This is a genomic window from Herbaspirillum autotrophicum (genome assembly GCF_001189915.1).
Taxonomy (GTDB): domain Bacteria; phylum Pseudomonadota; class Gammaproteobacteria; order Burkholderiales; family Burkholderiaceae_D; genus Herbaspirillum; species Herbaspirillum autotrophicum.
In genome coordinates this window covers 1-15,274 of sequence record NZ_LFLS01000024.1, presented here as the reverse complement: position 1 = coordinate 15,274, position 15,274 = coordinate 1, and the positions used below count along the sequence as shown (strand labels likewise).

The following is a 15,274-nucleotide window of genomic DNA, read 5'->3' as shown; positions in this document are numbered from 1 at the left end:
GGCAAGTTTCGGACGGATACCCGTCACCTAAGTGGGGCCGTCCCGGCACAATTCAAGAGCCGGACGCCGCAGCGCCCGGCAAACATGTTCATGGCTTGACGACACTTTCCTTCATCGGTGCAGCAGAACCATCATCCTCATCGTCCTTGTGACGACCGGCGTTGATCTTGGCCTGACGGCTTTGCAAGTAGGTATCGCGCACGAAGTCATACTTGTCCAGCGCTACGTCTTCCAGCAGGTTCGAGGCATCCAGCAATTGCGCACGCTTGTCGATGATGCGGATGCCGGAACCGACGTTACGCCAGCCCACAGGCCGCTTGTAGCTCCACAGATCGCCGTAGAAGTCGGCCGGCAAAGCGGCGGTATCGCGCACGGTCGACGGTCCCAGTAACGGCAGCACAACGTAAGGACCCGAGCCTACGCCCCATTTGCCCAGTGTCTGGCCGAAATCCGAACGCTCCTTCGGCAGCCGTGCTTCGGTACCGATATCGAGCACACCACCGAGACCGAACGTGGTATTGATGGCAACCCGCATGAACGTGGAAACACCTGTTTCAATGCGGCCCTGCATGATTTGATTGACGGCCGACCACAGGTCGCCGATGTTGCCGAAGAAATTGCCGATACCGGTCTGTACAAAATTCGGCAAGACGAATTCGTAAGCCTGCGCGGCTGGCTTCAATGCCACCTGATCAACGGTGTCGTTGAAACTGAACATCGCGCGGTTGAAACCTTCCAACGGATCATTCGGATTATTTGTTGTTGCGCAACCACTAAGCGTGGCGACCAGCGCCAGCGTACCGATGCGAGCTGCGTATTTCATTGTGAATTATCCTTTCCCTCTGCCGCTTTGCTATAAAGAAACTGGCTGATCAGATTTTCCAACACAATCGCTGATTGTGTCATTGTGATCGTGTCACCTGCCGCCAGATTTTTGGTATCCCCACCCGGTTCAAGACCGATGTATTGCTCCCCCAGTAAACCGGAGGTCAGAATTTTTGCCGAGCTGTCTTTCGGAAACTGATACTGGCTGTTCAGATCCAGCGTGACGCGGGCCTGAAAGGTTTTGTCATCAAACGTGATGGTGCCGACCCGGCCCACCACCACACCGGCGCTCTTGACTGCGGCGCGCGGCTTGAGACCGCCAATATTGTCAAATTTGGTTTGCACTGCATATGTGGTCTGGCTGAGTGAAAACGAACTCATATTGCCGGCCTTCAACGCCAGAAAAACCAGCGCCGCAGCTCCCAGCAAGACAAACAACCCGACCCATGCGTCCAATGTTTTACGTTGCATACCCTGTCACCCTAACAATCAATTCTAAATTCGCGTTACCACTGCCACCGCCAGTTGCTTAGCTGAACATCAGCGCCGTCAGCAGGAAATCCAGCGCCAGCACCAGCAACGATGCAATAACGACAGTCCGGGTAGTAGCCCGTGCCACGCCTTCCGGCGTCGGTTTGGCTTCATAGCCCTGAAACAGTGCAACAAAAGTCACTGCAATCCCGAATACGACACTCTTGAGGACGCCATTGGCAATATCATTCCAGACATCCACCCCGCCCTGCATTTGCGACCAGAAAGCACCTTCATCGACACCGATCAGCTTCACGCCAACAATATACCCACCAAAAACCCCGACCGCACTGAAAATCGCTGCCAGCACCGGCATTGCCACCACACCGGCCCAAAACCGTGGCGCGATGACGCGTTGCAGCGGATCCACCGCCATCATCTCCATTGCCGCCAGTTGCTCACCGGCTTTCATCAGGCCGATTTCTGCCGTCAGCGAGGTGCCGGCACGGCCGGCGAACAGCAACGCGGTCACCACCGGGCCCAGTTCACGCGTCAGCGACAGCGCCACCAGCAAGCCCAGCGCCTGCTCCGAACCGTATTTGTTGAGCGTGTAATAACCTTGCAGCCCCAGCACGAAACCGACGAACAAGCCCGATACCGCAATGATGACCAGCGAATAATTGCCGATGAAGTGAATCTGATCGGTAATCAGTCGCGGCCGGCGCAGCAAGCCGCCCGAAGAACGAATGATGGTCCAGAACATGCGGGTGGCAAAACCGACACCGGCGACGAACTCACGCAGGCTGCGGCCGAAGTTGCTCAGAAAATTGACGATCATGAGCGACCTCCCAGTCCCAGATCATCCGCCAGCGACTTGCCGGGATAATGGAACGGCACCGGGCCGTCTGCCTCGGCATGCACAAACTGTTTTACATACGGATCAGCAGAAGCACGCATTTCTTCAGGCGTACCCTGAGCGACGATTTTTCCGTTCGACAGGAAATAGACGTAGTCGGCAATGCCGAACGATTCGTTGACGTCATGCGACACCAGAATCGAAGTCGAGCCGAGCGCATCATTGAGGCGACGAATCAGATTGGCCGTCACGCCCATGGAAATCGGGTCGAGTCCGGCAAACGGCTCGTCATACATGATCAGCGCCGGATCGAGCGCAATCGCGCGCGCCAATGCTACGCGCCGCGCCATGCCGCCGGAAATCTCGGCCGGCTTCAGTTGCGCCGCATTGCGCAAACCAACGGCATTGAGCTTGAGCAGAACCAGATCACGAATCAGGTCTTCGGACAAGTCTGTATGTTCGCGCAGCGGGAAGGCGACATTGTCGAATACCGTCATATCGGTAAACAAGGCGCCATTCTGAAACAGCATCCCCATCTTGCGGCGCAGCGCATACAAGCCGGCCGTATCGAGCGTGGGCACTTCCTGACCTTCGACGCTGACGCTGCCGCTCTGAGGCCGCAACTGGCCGCCGATGAGGCGCAGGATGGTGGTCTTGCCGGAGCCGGAGCCGCCCATGACTGCAATTACCTTGCCCTGTGGAAAATCCATGCGCAGGCCCGACAAGATCGGACGATCTCCATAACCAAAATGCAAATCGCGGATTTCTACGATGTTAGGCAAAGCGTGTACCGTTCGTTGTCAAAGGCGACATTGTAGAACAAAAACGATAATTGCCCCGCAGTACCGATAGAGTGTAGCAATAAGACAGCAAAATGCGATTTTAAGAGGAGCTGACGCCATTTTCGATTCACAAGCCGAAAAAAACCGTCTATGCCGCCCCGCTGCGCCCCTTCAAAATAGAAGCTCTGCCGCAAGCGACTTGCTACAATGGCGCTTTTGATTCAGAAAGATTCTGTCATGAGCCTCAAATGCGGCATCGTCGGCTTGCCGAACGTCGGTAAATCGACCCTGTTCAACGCCCTGACCAAAGCGGGTATCGCCGCCGAAAACTACCCATTCTGCACGATCGAACCCAACGTCGGCATGGTTGAAGTGCCGGATCCGCGCCTGCAGGCGCTGGCCGAGATCATCAATCCGGAACGTGTCGTTCCGGCAACAGTGGAATTCGTCGACATCGCCGGCCTGGTCGCCGGCGCCTCCAAGGGCGAAGGCCTGGGCAATCAGTTTCTGGCGCATATCCGCGAAACCGACGCCATCGTCAACGTCGTGCGCTGCTTTGAAGATCCGAACGTGATCCACGTTGCCGGCCGCATCAGCCCGCTGGACGATATTGAAGTGATTCAGACCGAACTGGCGCTGGCCGACCTGTCGGCAGTAGAAAAAGCCATTCACCGCGAAAACAAGAAGGCCCGTGCCGGCGACAAGGATGCCATCAAGTTGCTGGCCATCCTGGAACGCATCATGCCCTTCCTGAATGAAGCCAAGCCGGTGCGCGCCTGTGGCCTGGACGAAGAAGAACTGGCCCTGATCAAGCCGATGTGCCTGATTACCGCCAAGCCGGCCATGTTTGTCGGCAACGTCGCTGACGACGGCTTCAAGGACAATCCGCTGCTGGATCAGCTGACCAATTACGCGAAATCGCAAAATGCACCGGTGGTCGCCATCTGTGCCGCGCTGGAAGCTGAAATTGCTGACCTCGACGACGCTGACAAGGGCGCTTTCCTGGCCGACATGGGCATGGAAGAGCCGGGTCTGGATCGCCTGATCCGCGCCGGCTTCACACTGCTCGGCCTGCAAACCTACTTCACCGCCGGCGTCAAGGAAGTCCGCGCCTGGACCGTCGCGGTCGGCGCCACTGCACCACAGGCAGCAGGCGTGATTCACACCGACTTTGAACGCGGCTTCATTCGCGCCCAGACCATCGCCTATGATGATTTCATCAAGTACAAGGGTGAACAGGGTGCCAAGGATGCCGGCAAGATGCGCGCCGAAGGCAAGGAATACATCGTCAAGGACGGCGATGTGATGAATTTCCTGTTCAACGTTTAAGTCAGCGCATGAGCAAGAAAAAAGCTGTACAGGAAACACCGCCGGCCGGTGCTTCCGGACCCGCCGCGATACCCGAGATCCGCCCCGGGCAGTCGATCGAGCTGCTCAAGGAGCTGCACATTCTGACGCGTGACGGCAAGCTGAATCAGGATAGCCGCCGCAAGCTGAAGCAGGTCTATCACCTGTATCAGTTCATCGAGCCGTTGCTGCAAGAGGTGCGGCAACAGCACCCGGACGTGCAACTGGTGGATCACGGCGCCGGCAAATCCTATCTCGGCTTCATTTTGTACGACCTGTTCTTCAAGTCGCTGGATGGCGCGCCCAGAATCTACGGCATCGAAACCCGCGACGAGCTGGTGCAAAAGTCACGTGAACTGGCGGCCAGACTCGATTTTCCCGGGATGTCGTTCCTCAATCTGTCGGTAGTGCAATCGATCGAGTCGACCGAACTGCCGGCCGCCATCGATGTCGTGACCGCACTGCACGCCTGCGACACGGCCACCGATGACGCGATTCAGTTCGCGCTCAGGAAGCAGGCGCAGTTCATTGTGCTGGTGCCTTGCTGTCAGGCGGAAGTCGCCTCGGTACTGAACCGCAACAAGGGCAAATCGCTGGCCAAATCGTCGCTGACTGAAATCTGGCGTCATCCGCTGCATACCCGCGAGTTCGGCAGTCAGGTCACCAATGTGCTGCGCTGTCTGCAACTGGAAGCGCATGGCTATCAGGTCAGCGTGACGGAACTGGTGGGTTGGGAACATTCGATGAAAAACGAGCTGATCATCGCCCGCTTCAAGGACTTGCCGCGCAAACGGCCGACCGAACGTTTGCAGGAAGTATTGCAGACGCTGGGCCTGGAAGACATGCAATCGCGTTTTTTTGCAACGTTGTAAACAGCCCGTAACGACATTGGTATAAGCTGCGGGGTCGGTGGCAACTCGGCACGACGGGGGTAGTTCAGTTACAGGTACGGCGCGGCCCATCCCGCGTCAATCAAAATCGGCTGCAAGACCGGGAACAAGATGAACACAGGCGTCGCCGCGCTACGCGCAGAAAACCAGCAATTGCGATCAGAGTTGCATGAGCTGCTGGATCAGGCCCACATCAACCAGCAAATCATGCAGCGCCATCAGGCATTCGACTTGCGCCTGATTGCCTCCAGCGGTTTTCGTGAACTGATCGAAACCGTGTCGCTGACGATGGCCGATACCTTCAATCTGGAAATTGTCACCCTGACACTGATCGACAGCGATCATGCGATTCGCCGCATTTTGCATGAATTGCAAATCGGTCTTGATGAGTTTCCCAATCTGCTGTTTCTGGATGCACTGCCGGATAATGCGGCGCTGCCAGTCCGGCCGGCGCTGGGCGTATATCAGGCGCAGCAGCATCAGTTCATGTTCCCGACTTATCGCCCGTCCAGCGTTGCCTTGCTGCCGCTGAGCCGCCAGCACACGCTGATTGGCTATCTTGCCTTGGGCAGTGCGCATCAGGAACGCTTCAGCCAGCAACTGGCGACTGACTTTATCGAACGACTGGCTTCCATCGTCGCCATCTGCCTCGAAAACGTCATCAACAATGAACGTCTCAAACATATCGGCCTGACCGACCAGTTGACCGGCGTCAACAACCGCCGCTATCTGGAACAGCGCATGCAGGAAGAAATCAGCCGCGCGCAGCGGGACCGCTCGGCCTTGTCTTGCCTGTTCATCGATATCGACCATTTCAAGCGCGTCAACGACAGCTTCGGCCATCAATGCGGCGACGATGTATTGCGCGAGGTGGCCAGCAGAATCAAACAGGAATTGCGCCTGAGCGATTCGCTCGGACGTTTTGGCGGTGAAGAATTCGTGGTCTTGCTGACGCAAGCCACCTTGCAGGATGCCGCCCGCATCGGCGAACGGATACGCGCCAGCGTTGCACAACAGCAAATCCGCCTGAGCGGCAACGACGAGGTGTTGCAGATTACCGTTTCCATCGGCGTCGCCTCCCTGATGCCGCCCGAGCGCAACATCAATGCCACCGCCGCCAAGCAAGCCTTGCTCAAACAAGCCGACGATGCGCTCTACCGGGCCAAGGAAAGCGGCCGTAACCGGGTGATGCTGGCCGAACCGCTGGTCAGCGCCTGACGCATCTGCCGGCGCTCAATGCGCCGGTACCACGGCACGCTTGTCGCGAATCAGCCATGGCGCGGAAATGATCAGGACGCCACCGATCAAGTCCTGCGGACGCAATTCGGCAGTACCGATCAACCACGACGACAAAGCCGCCACAATGATTTCGAACAGCATCACTACTGCCGTGATGTTGGCCGGCAAGCGCGCCACGCCATACTGCAGACACAAATTGGAAATCAGGAACAGCACTGACCACAGCGCCAGAGTCGGCACCACGGCATGCGCGGGCGCGCTGGGCCAGGCAATGCTGCCGATCAGCGTCAGCAGCAAGCCCATGCCGCCAGCCATCAGCGCCCCGCCGCTCAACATGGCAATCGCGCGGGTGCCGTCCGAAACGCCATGCAGACGGCGCAGCAACACGTTATTGACTGCAAAACTGAAGCCGCCGAATATCGCCACCCAATCCGCCAGCCCGTGTGGCAGCGGCATGCCCACTTCGGGCTGATACAACACGATCATCGCCCCCGACAAGCCGACCACGATACGCGCCATGGCCGGCCGCGTAATCGGTTCGTGCAAGACCAGCCGCGCCAGAATCACTGCCCAGATCGGCATCAGATAAAACAGCAACACTACCCGCACCACATCGCCGAAAGCGACTGCGCCATTGAATGCACTGTTGGTGGCGCCGGCGGCAATTGCCACATACAGCAACTCCGGATGCTGACGCAATTCGCGCAATGCACCGCGCTTGACCCCGATCATTACCGCGCTGCAGCAGGCAAAAATGATGGACGTCGCCCATAACGGGTGAATGCCGTGCGCTTGCAGCGAGCGGAAGGCAATCCATGACAAACCCCACAGCGTGCTGTTGACAACCAAAGCACCTACTGCCGGCAGCGAAATACGTTGCATGAACAAGACTCAAAAAAAGAAAGCGACCGTCATTGTAATCGGGTCGCCTCTTTTAAGTTTTCACTCAACCAATACTCTATATAACAAAAAATCCATGCGTACCGTCCTTGCCCAATTGCTCAACCAGACCGAATTCCCAGTCAAGGTAACCCTGCATGGCAGCCACCGGGTTGTCGGTGCCCTCGTAGGGACGACGATAGCGGTCGATGCGCGGCGATGCCAGCGCTGTCTCGCCACTCTCCAGGGGCAAGCCGGCATTGACCCATGCCGCATTGCCCCCGTCCAGCAAAAATACCGGCGTTGACGACAAGCTGCGCACATCACCAATCACATACGCGGCCAGCAAGCTGCTGCCGCAGGTCAATACGTAGCGATCCGCCGGCGGCAATTGCTGCAACACGGTCGCCAGTTGCGAACGTAATGCAAAGCGGGCGCCGGGAATATGCCGGGCCACGTAATTGGCGCTGGTCGTGAAATCCAGAACCAGCGTGCGTATCGCCGTATCAGCGAGCCAGCCAGCGAGTACCTGCGGTGTGATTTTTTCTGCCGGCGGCGCAGGCGGCAAAGGCGGTTTTACCGACCCCGATTCGCTCAACGCTACCACCGCATCCAGCACATACACTTCCCAACCCATTTGTGCCAGCCACGATGCCGTCATGTTGGCGCGTACGCCGTCGGTATCGAACAGCACGATGCGCGCACCGCGTACCGGCGCATTCGATTCCGTTTCCTGAACCAACTGGCCGCCGGGTGATGACAAAAATCCTGGTACGTGTGCCGTCAGAAATTCTTCCGGGGTACGCACATCGAATTGATACGTGGTGCGATCCGTATCGGCGCGCAAGGCCTGCAACCCTTGCCAGTCAAGCCGCTTGACGCCGCTGCGTTCAGCCACGGCGCGCGCATCTGCGGCGGCCTGAGTTTGCGTGGCGGCATCAATCTCCTGCGGGAAGCGACGCGCCTGCCCTTTATCCAAAGTCTGTCCTGCCAGCGTCCAGCCAATGGTGCCGTTGCGCAAGGCATGCACCGTGTTCGGAATGCCGGCATTGAGCAACGACTGCGTACCGATAATGCTGCGGGTACGCCCGGCACAGTTGACGATCACCTGTGTCTCCGGTCGCGGCGCCAGCGCCCGCACCCGCAATACCAGTTCGGCACCGGGCACGCTGACCGAACCCGGAATATTCATGTTTTGATATTCATCGAAGCGACGCGCATCAAGCACCACCACATCCGCCTTCTGATCCAGCAAGGCTTGTACTTCCTGTGCCGACAGCGACGGCGTATGACGTTTGCTTTCCACCAGTTCACCAAACGATTTGCTCGGCACATTGACATCGCGGAACAATTCACCGCCGTCACGCTGCCAGCCGCTGACACCACCCTGCAATACGCTGACATCGGTGTAGCCCAACGTTTGCAGACGCTGCGCTGCCTGTTCGGCCAGGCCTTCGCCGTCATCGAGCACCACGATGCGGGTGGTGCGACGCGGAATGCGGGTCCAGGCATCCAGCTCCAGACGAGCAAATGGCAGATTGGCGGCAAACAACGGATGGGCTTCCGCATGCGGTGCTTCTTCACGCACGTCCAGCAAGGCAATCTCACGACGCGCAAGCAAATCTTCTTTGATCTGTTGGAAAGTACGGCTGGCAAACTTGGATGGTGAACTCATACTGCTGCAGACTCCGAAGACAAATCCCAGATGTTGGGCAAGGTTTGATTGGAATAACCGGAAATGAATAATTTGGGCGTACCGTCAGACTGATACACCGAACGTTTTACGGCACCGATATTGGCGCCATAGACGTGAATGCTGATGGACACCTGGTCGTCGTAAGCATTATGCACGCGATGGATATCATCGAGGCCGGCGAGGTTGGGCGACACCGCTTCCACCGTACCGGGCTCCAGCCGGATTGCCGTACCGTGGGCTTGCAATGCGCCGTCTTGCCAACGATACGGCTGCGCGTATTCAGCACCGCGCAACATGCCGATCAAACCCCACACGGTATGGTCATGCACCGGCGTCTGCTGGCCCGGCCCCCAGACAAAACTGACCACTGAAAAACGCTGCCGCGAATCGGCATGCAACAGATATTGCCGATAGCGCTCCGGATCGGGTTGTGCATACGCCGCCGGCAACCAATCATCAACCGCCACCAGATTCTGCAGCAAAGCAGAACCGTCGCGCAGAACGGCGGCTTCGTCGGTGTGCCGTTCCAGCACTTCGGCAAAGGACGTGACAAAATGACGCAAACGCTGCAAATTGGACATCATCAATCCTTTCACACTTGAGAGGCGTGCCGATTGCGCGGCACCGGCAAACCAAGCGTATCGCGCAAGGTCGTGCCCGGATATTCGCGGCGAAACACACCCATATTCTGTAATTCAGGAACCACACCGCTCAGAAAATCATCGGCACCGCCTGGCATGTAGGGCGGCAACACGACAAAGCCGTCACATGCCTGTTCTTTATACCACTGCGCCAGTTGCGTTGCCACTTCTGTCGCGGTACCCACCGGCGCAAAGAAGGAATGGCTTTCGGCATACCATTTGCCGACCTGCGCTACCGTCATGCCTTCGCTCACTGCCTTGCGGATCACAAATTCGAAACGTCCCTTGCTGCCGGTGATGCGATCATAAATATCCGGCATCGGCTGATCGAGTTCGTATTGCGACAGATCATGATTCATGCTGGCCGACATGAAGGTCAGTCCCGCCAGCGGCAACACCAGATCCTTCAATTCGCGGGCCCGGTCCTGCGCTTCTTTGGTAGTAGCGCCGATCACCGGCACCACGCCGGGCAATACTTTCAGATGTGCCGGATCGCGGCCAACCGCCAGTACCTGCGCCTTGAAAGTGCGATAAAACTCTTTGGCCTTTTCCAGTGACGGCTGCACGCCGAAGATCAGTTCGGCATTTTCGGCGGCAATCTTTTGAAAGTTGCCGGAGACGCCGGCCTGCACCAGCACCGGGTGGCCCTGCGGCGGTCGCGGCACATTCAGCGGGCCTTTGACATTGAACCACTTGCCGGCGTGATCGACGTAATGCACCTTGTCGCGATTGCCGTATATCCCGCTTTGCTTATCCAGAATTTCCCAGTCGCTTTCCCAACTGTCCCACAGCGCCTTGGCCAACACGATGAATTCGGCAGCTTTTTCATAACGCGGGTCATGTGCCAAATGTTGCGCCTTGCCGAAATTGCGCGCCTCGCCATCGCTGACGGAGGTCACCAGATTCCAGCCGGCCCGGCCCTGACTCAGATGATCGATATTGGCCAGCATGCGCGCGGCGGTATACGGCTCGGTATACGTCGCCGAGACCGTACCTGCCAGCCCGATTTTTTCAGTCGCGCCGGACAGCGCCGCCAGCAAGGTCAGCGGCTCGGCGTGTTGCGGTACCGGACGCCAACTGATGGTGGGCTTGAAACTGGATTCGAAAATATCATCGATGGCCAGCTTGTCGGCAATGAACAGCATGTCGATCTTGGCGCGTTCGGCCTTGCGCGCCAGATCCTTGTAAAAATTCCAGTCCAGCGGACGCACATAGCGCGCATCCGGATGGCGCCATCCACCCAGGTGACTGCCGGTCTCGGTGACATACAAAGCCAGGTGCATGGAACTCATGACAGCTTTACCGGAATCGACTGATTGAACGACAGATCGAAATAGGGCGCGATGTCGAACGGCTTGGGAATGACCTTCAGGCTGGCGTAGTACTCCACCAGCTTTTGCTGGTCGGCGACGATATTCTTGTCGATATGCACCGGCGTCATTTTTTCCATGTTGTAGGCATAGCGCGCCAGTTCCGGCGTGGCGCCAATCATCGGCGCCCATACTTTGGCGTATTGATCCAGATTGGCCAGCGCCCACAATCGCGCCTGCGCCACCCGTCGTACATAGTCGGCAATTTCCGCGCGCTTGCTGCTCAGCGATTCGGTGCGCGCAGTCTGATATGCCGTGTTGTTAACCAGCCCTTTGCCATCGACCAGAATGCGCGCGCCATTGTTGAGCACCGCACGGGCGACATAAATGGTCCAGATCGACCAGGCATCCACCGCGCCCGAGGTAAAGGCCGAGTATGCATCGGCCGGTTGCAGAAAATGAAAATCGACTTTATCGAGCGCTACGCCATGCCTGGTGAGCGCCGCCACCAACAACAAGTGACCGACACTGCCACGGGTCACGGCCACGCGCTTGCCGGCCAGATCGGCAACGGTCTTCAGCGGTGAATTCTGCGGCACGATGGTGGCAATACAGGATGGATCCGAACGATAAGCGGCGACAATGCGCGACGGATTGCCCGCCGCCAGCGAGAAAGTGGTGGCCGCGTCACCGCCGTAACCGATATCCAGTGCCCCGGCATTGAGTGCTTCCATCACCGGTGCCGCAACCGGGAACTGGACAAACTCAAGTTTGTAGGGCAGATCGTTGAGCAGACCCGCCGATTCCAGCAACGACTGGATGGTGCGCGTCTGATCGCCGACTTTCAGCACCACTTGCTTTTGCGCCCACGCTGCCAGTGGCAGGCTGGCGGCGACCGCGCCCGCCGCCAGAGTGCGCATGAAATTTCGGCGGGCGGCTTGCCGGGTATTGTGAGTCATATGTTGAACCGTGAAATGTTGAAATGAAAAGCCGCCTGTTTCAGGCGGCCGCACTCTGCTCTTGCTGACCTTGCTGATCATCCAGCGCGGCGATTTTTTGATGAATGGCAGGAATCAGATCTTTGCCATACGCGACGGCATCATTGATCGGATCGAAACCGCGAATGAGGAAAGTGTTGACGCCCAATCGATAATATTCGGCCAGCGCGTCGGCGACCTGCTCCGGTGTGCCGACCAGTGCAGTCGAATTCCAGCGCGCACCGGTCAGACTGGCGACGCCCATCCACAAGCGCTGGTCCAGCACATCACCACCCTGCGCGGCCTGCATCAGGCGTTGCGAACCAGCGTTCTGCGGCGCGTGATCCTTGAGCGCCAAACCATTCCTGAGGCGCATCTCGCGCACCCGCTCGCGAATCTCTTCGGCGCGTTGCCACGCTGCGGCTTCGGTATCTGCGACGATGGGACGGAACGACACGCTGACACCCGGCGCCCGGCCATGTCGCGCCGATACCGCCTGCACCTGGCGGATTTGCTGATCGACTTGCGCCAATGGTTCGCCCCAGGTCATGTAGACATCGGCATGCCGTCCGGCGACTTCCAGTGCCGCGGATGAAGAGCCGCCGAAATAGATGGGCACATGCGGTTGCTGACGTGTACGGACTACCGGCGATGCGCCGCGCAACCGGTAAAATTCGCCATCGAAATCCACCGGACCATCCGCAGTCCAGATGCGCTTGAGGATATCGAGGTATTCATCGGCACGGCGATAGCGACTATCGTGATCGAGAAAATCGCCGTCACGCTGCAAGTCGCTGTCTTCGCCGCCGGATACGATATTGATCGCCAGCCGGCCGTTGCTGAATTGATCCAGCGTGGCGATCTGACGCGCTGCCACTGCCGGCGCGATCACCCCCGGCCGGTGCGCCAGCAAGATGCCGATGCGTTCGGTGGCAGCCGCGGCAAACGAACTGACGATAAAACCATCGGCGGCATTGGTGAAATAGCCGACCAGCACATGGTCAAAGCCGGCGGCTTCATGGACTTGCGAGAAGCGGCGCACATAATCCGGCTGCACCAGATCGCTCCCCTGCGGCACATCCACTTCGGCGCTGGGGGTGGCGGTAATCATTCCTACGATACTGACCGGCATGGCCGCTCTCCTTTCATGGCAGGGTTATTTGGCAAAGGCCGGTGCGTATGAGCGGTCCAGAATTTTCTGTGTGTCGAAGCGCTGGGTGAAGACACCGGCCTTGAACAGGAAGTCAGCGGTATCCTGCGCATCCTTGGCAGCCTTGTCGTCAATCGGACCGACTGCCTGGCGCGCGGTGCTGAGCCAGCGGTAAGCGACGTCGCGATCAATGCTGGCGCGCTTGGCCCACAGGTCAGCATACTCATCAGTGTGGGTATCGACCCAGTGACGGGCAACAATCAGCCGCTTGAGAAAGTCTTCAATTTCGGGATGTTTTTCCTGTGCCGACTTTTCGTAGGCAGCCACAAAACTGAGTGCCGGCATCAAGCCTTTGGCAGTAATGATGGTGCGTGCCCCCTGCCGCAATTCCAGCGTGCTGACGAACGGCTCCCACAACGACACCGCATCGACCGAACCATTGGCCAGCGCAGTGGTGGCGTCAATCGGCATCAGGTAAGAATATTTGACGTAGTCGGCTGGCAAATTGGCATGTTCCAGCGCCCGCAAAATCAATTGCTGGCTCCAGGCGCCGCGCCATACGGCCACGGTTTTGCCTTTCAAATCCTGCACGTTGCGGATGTTGGAATTCTTGCCGACCTGAACGGCAACGCCATCCAGATTTTGACGCGATGTCGCGACCACCTTCACCGGCGCACCGCGTGCGGCCAGCGTCAGTAATCCTGAATCGCCGAGAAAGCCGATGTCGAGCGCGCCGCTAGTCAGGCTCTCGGCAATCGGTGCCGCAGCCTGAAAGCGTTTCCACTCAATCTTGTAGGGCAAATCCTTGAGCACCCCGGAGGCTTCCATCGACGCCTGAATGTTGTAGTAGTTCTGTTCACCGACCACCAGGGTCACCGGATCTTTGGCCTGGGCTGCCTGCACGCCGAAGGCGATCAGAAAGCCTGCTGCAATTTTTTTGAATGACATTGGACATTACCGAAAGGAGGAATGAAATGAGGATAAGCAAAACTTCTGCACCCTCTCGCTGACAACTCCGGCGTATGATATGCTTCGAATGATTATTCCAAAAATAAATAATTCATATATATAAACATTCTTTTTTTATATGAAACTAGAAGATATAGAAGCCTTCGTGGCGGTGGTTCAGCACACTTCATTGACGCAAGCAGCCCATACCTTGGGGCTGGCGCAGCCATTGGTATCGCGCCGGATTCAGAGTCTGGAAGAAACGCTTGGCGCCATGCTGCTGGATCGCAACAGCAAACCGTCGCGCCCGACCGCCATCGGCATGCGGGTGTATGCGCAATGCGTGTCAGTGCTGCGCGAAACGGCAGCGTTGCGAGATGTGGTGGCGACCGCCAAGCCGCAAGGCGAATTGCGTCTGGGCGTCACGCACTCGCTGGGAGACCACGGCATGGCCGGCATACTGGCATCGGTAGCGCAACGGTTCCCTGAGATGAAATTGCAAACCTGCACGGGCTGGAGCGCCGATCTGGTGAAACGGATTGCCGAAGGCCAGACCGATGCCGCCGCAGTGCTGTTTCCCTCGGGAAAACAGTTTCCGACGACGATCAACGCCGAAGACCTGGCACCGGCAGAGATCGTCTTGATTGCGAAAAAAGGAAGTTTGACGCGCAGCAGTTACAAACTGCGCGATCTGTATCAGCAAGGCTGGATCTTGAATCCCGACGGTTGCGGTTTGCGCGCGGCGTTGCACCGGGCATTACACGATCAGGGACTGCCATTCAATATCGCCTGCGATGCATTCGGCACCGATCTGCAACTGGAACTGGTAGCCAATGGCATGGGAATCGGGATAGTGCCGGCGGCCTTGATTCAGGGCAGCCGCCATGAAGCAGCCATCGATGTCCTCAAAGTCGGCGATTTCCGCCCGGCCATCCGCTTGTGGCTGGTGCATGCCGCCGCCATGGGCAACCTGACACTGCCGGTGCAATCATTTGGCGCGGCGGTGAAAAGCCGGTTTGATCAGCAAGCCGCCTGAAACGCCCCGTTTCAAGGAGCGCTTTTGGCCTCTGCCTGCAATTGTTCGTATTTGCTCATCAACTGTTCCTTGGTCTCGCGCCAGGCGGGATCAAACGGAATGCAACTGACCGGACATACCTGCTGACATTGCGGTTCATCGAAATGACCGACGCATTCAGTACATTTGTGCGGATCGATCTCATAGATCTGCGGCCCCATATAAATGGCGCCGTTCGGGCACTCCGG

At 57.9% G+C, this 15,274-nt stretch carries 16 protein-coding genes; 4 read left to right on the top strand and 12 right to left on the bottom strand.

Annotated features, from left to right (window positions below):
* Positions 1 to 88: 88 nt before the first annotated feature.
* The 4 genes from AKL27_RS17865 to AKL27_RS17850 are packed head-to-tail and all read right to left on the bottom strand — an operon-like array spanning position 89 to position 2,934.
* On the bottom strand, positions 89 to 823 hold the full coding sequence (locus tag AKL27_RS17865; protein ID WP_050464212.1) for an MlaA family lipoprotein: 735 nt from the start codon (positions 821 to 823) through the stop codon (positions 89 to 91).
* Positions 820 to 1,296, bottom strand: a complete 477-nt coding sequence (gene mlaD, locus AKL27_RS17860; RefSeq protein ID WP_050464211.1) for an outer membrane lipid asymmetry maintenance protein MlaD — start codon at positions 1,294 to 1,296, stop codon at positions 820 to 822. Before mlaD ends, AKL27_RS17865 begins: the two co-directional genes overlap by 4 nt.
* A 58-nt stretch (positions 1,297 to 1,354) precedes the next feature.
* On the bottom strand, positions 1,355 to 2,134 hold the full coding sequence (mlaE, locus tag AKL27_RS17855; protein WP_050464210.1) for a lipid asymmetry maintenance ABC transporter permease subunit MlaE: 780 nt from the start codon (positions 2,132 to 2,134) through the stop codon (positions 1,355 to 1,357).
* On the bottom strand, positions 2,131 to 2,934 hold the full coding sequence (locus AKL27_RS17850; protein WP_083439132.1) for an ABC transporter ATP-binding protein: 804 nt from the start codon (positions 2,932 to 2,934) through the stop codon (positions 2,131 to 2,133). Before AKL27_RS17850 ends, mlaE begins: the two co-directional genes overlap by 4 nt.
* 237 nt (positions 2,935 to 3,171) lie before the next feature.
* Between AKL27_RS17850 and ychF the strand changes: the two genes are divergently transcribed.
* From ychF to AKL27_RS17835, 3 genes are all read left to right on the top strand, one after another.
* Positions 3,172 to 4,263 carry a redox-regulated ATPase YchF gene (ychF, locus tag AKL27_RS17845; RefSeq protein WP_050464288.1) on the top strand — a complete coding sequence of 364 codons (1,092 nt, stop codon included), beginning with the start codon at positions 3,172 to 3,174 and terminating at the stop codon, positions 4,261 to 4,263.
* 8 nt (positions 4,264 to 4,271) lie between these two features.
* Entirely contained in the window at positions 4,272 to 5,153 is an 882-nt protein-coding gene (locus AKL27_RS17840) for a class I SAM-dependent methyltransferase (protein WP_050464208.1), read from the top strand.
* A 129-nt stretch (positions 5,154 to 5,282) separates the two neighbouring features.
* A complete protein-coding gene (locus tag AKL27_RS17835; RefSeq protein ID WP_050464207.1) occupies positions 5,283 to 6,389 on the top strand; it encodes a GGDEF domain-containing protein in 1,107 nt (368 codons plus the stop codon).
* 15 nt (positions 6,390 to 6,404) lie between these two features.
* Here the strand turns inward: AKL27_RS17835 and AKL27_RS17830 are convergent, their stop codons facing one another.
* The 7 genes from AKL27_RS17830 to AKL27_RS17800 form a co-directional block, all read right to left on the bottom strand.
* Positions 6,405 to 7,292 carry a DMT family transporter gene (locus AKL27_RS17830; RefSeq protein WP_050464206.1) on the bottom strand — a complete coding sequence of 296 codons (888 nt, stop codon included), beginning with the start codon at positions 7,290 to 7,292 and terminating at the stop codon, positions 6,405 to 6,407.
* 76 nt (positions 7,293 to 7,368) lie between these two features.
* Complete coding sequence (locus AKL27_RS17825) at positions 7,369 to 8,964, bottom strand: rhodanese-related sulfurtransferase (protein ID WP_050464205.1); 1,596 nt, start codon at positions 8,962 to 8,964, stop codon at positions 7,369 to 7,371.
* The gene (locus tag AKL27_RS17820; RefSeq protein WP_050464287.1) at positions 8,961 to 9,566 is read right to left on the bottom strand and encodes a cysteine dioxygenase family protein; all 606 of its coding nucleotides are present in this window, start codon (positions 9,564 to 9,566) and stop codon (positions 8,961 to 8,963) included. Before AKL27_RS17820 ends, AKL27_RS17825 begins: the two co-directional genes overlap by 4 nt.
* Positions 9,567 to 9,577: 11 nt before the next feature.
* Positions 9,578 to 10,918, bottom strand: a complete 1,341-nt coding sequence (locus AKL27_RS17815) for an LLM class flavin-dependent oxidoreductase (protein ID WP_198156008.1) — start codon at positions 10,916 to 10,918, stop codon at positions 9,578 to 9,580.
* Positions 10,915 to 11,856: an ABC transporter substrate-binding protein gene (locus tag AKL27_RS17810; protein ID WP_198156007.1), complete on the bottom strand. Its 942-nt coding sequence runs from the start codon at positions 11,854 to 11,856 to the stop codon at positions 10,915 to 10,917. The genes AKL27_RS17815 and AKL27_RS17810 overlap by 4 nt, the downstream gene beginning before the upstream one ends.
* A gap of 79 nt (positions 11,857 to 11,935) precedes the next feature.
* Positions 11,936 to 13,045 (bottom strand): LLM class flavin-dependent oxidoreductase, encoded by a 1,110-nt coding sequence (locus AKL27_RS17805; protein WP_050464203.1) that lies wholly within the window; start codon positions 13,043 to 13,045, stop codon positions 11,936 to 11,938.
* A 24-nt stretch (positions 13,046 to 13,069) separates the two neighbouring features.
* The gene (locus AKL27_RS17800; RefSeq protein WP_050464202.1) at positions 13,070 to 14,011 is read right to left on the bottom strand and encodes an ABC transporter substrate-binding protein; all 942 of its coding nucleotides are present in this window, start codon (positions 14,009 to 14,011) and stop codon (positions 13,070 to 13,072) included.
* Between the two features lie 139 nt (positions 14,012 to 14,150).
* Between AKL27_RS17800 and AKL27_RS17795 the strand changes: the two genes are divergently transcribed.
* The gene (locus tag AKL27_RS17795; RefSeq protein ID WP_083439131.1) at positions 14,151 to 15,047 is read left to right on the top strand and encodes a LysR family transcriptional regulator; all 897 of its coding nucleotides are present in this window, start codon (positions 14,151 to 14,153) and stop codon (positions 15,045 to 15,047) included.
* Between the two features lie 11 nt (positions 15,048 to 15,058).
* Here the strand turns inward: AKL27_RS17795 and AKL27_RS17790 are convergent.
* A partial coding sequence (locus AKL27_RS17790) for a YfhL family 4Fe-4S dicluster ferredoxin (RefSeq protein ID WP_050464200.1) occupies positions 15,059 to 15,274 on the bottom strand: 216 nt, incomplete at its 5' end.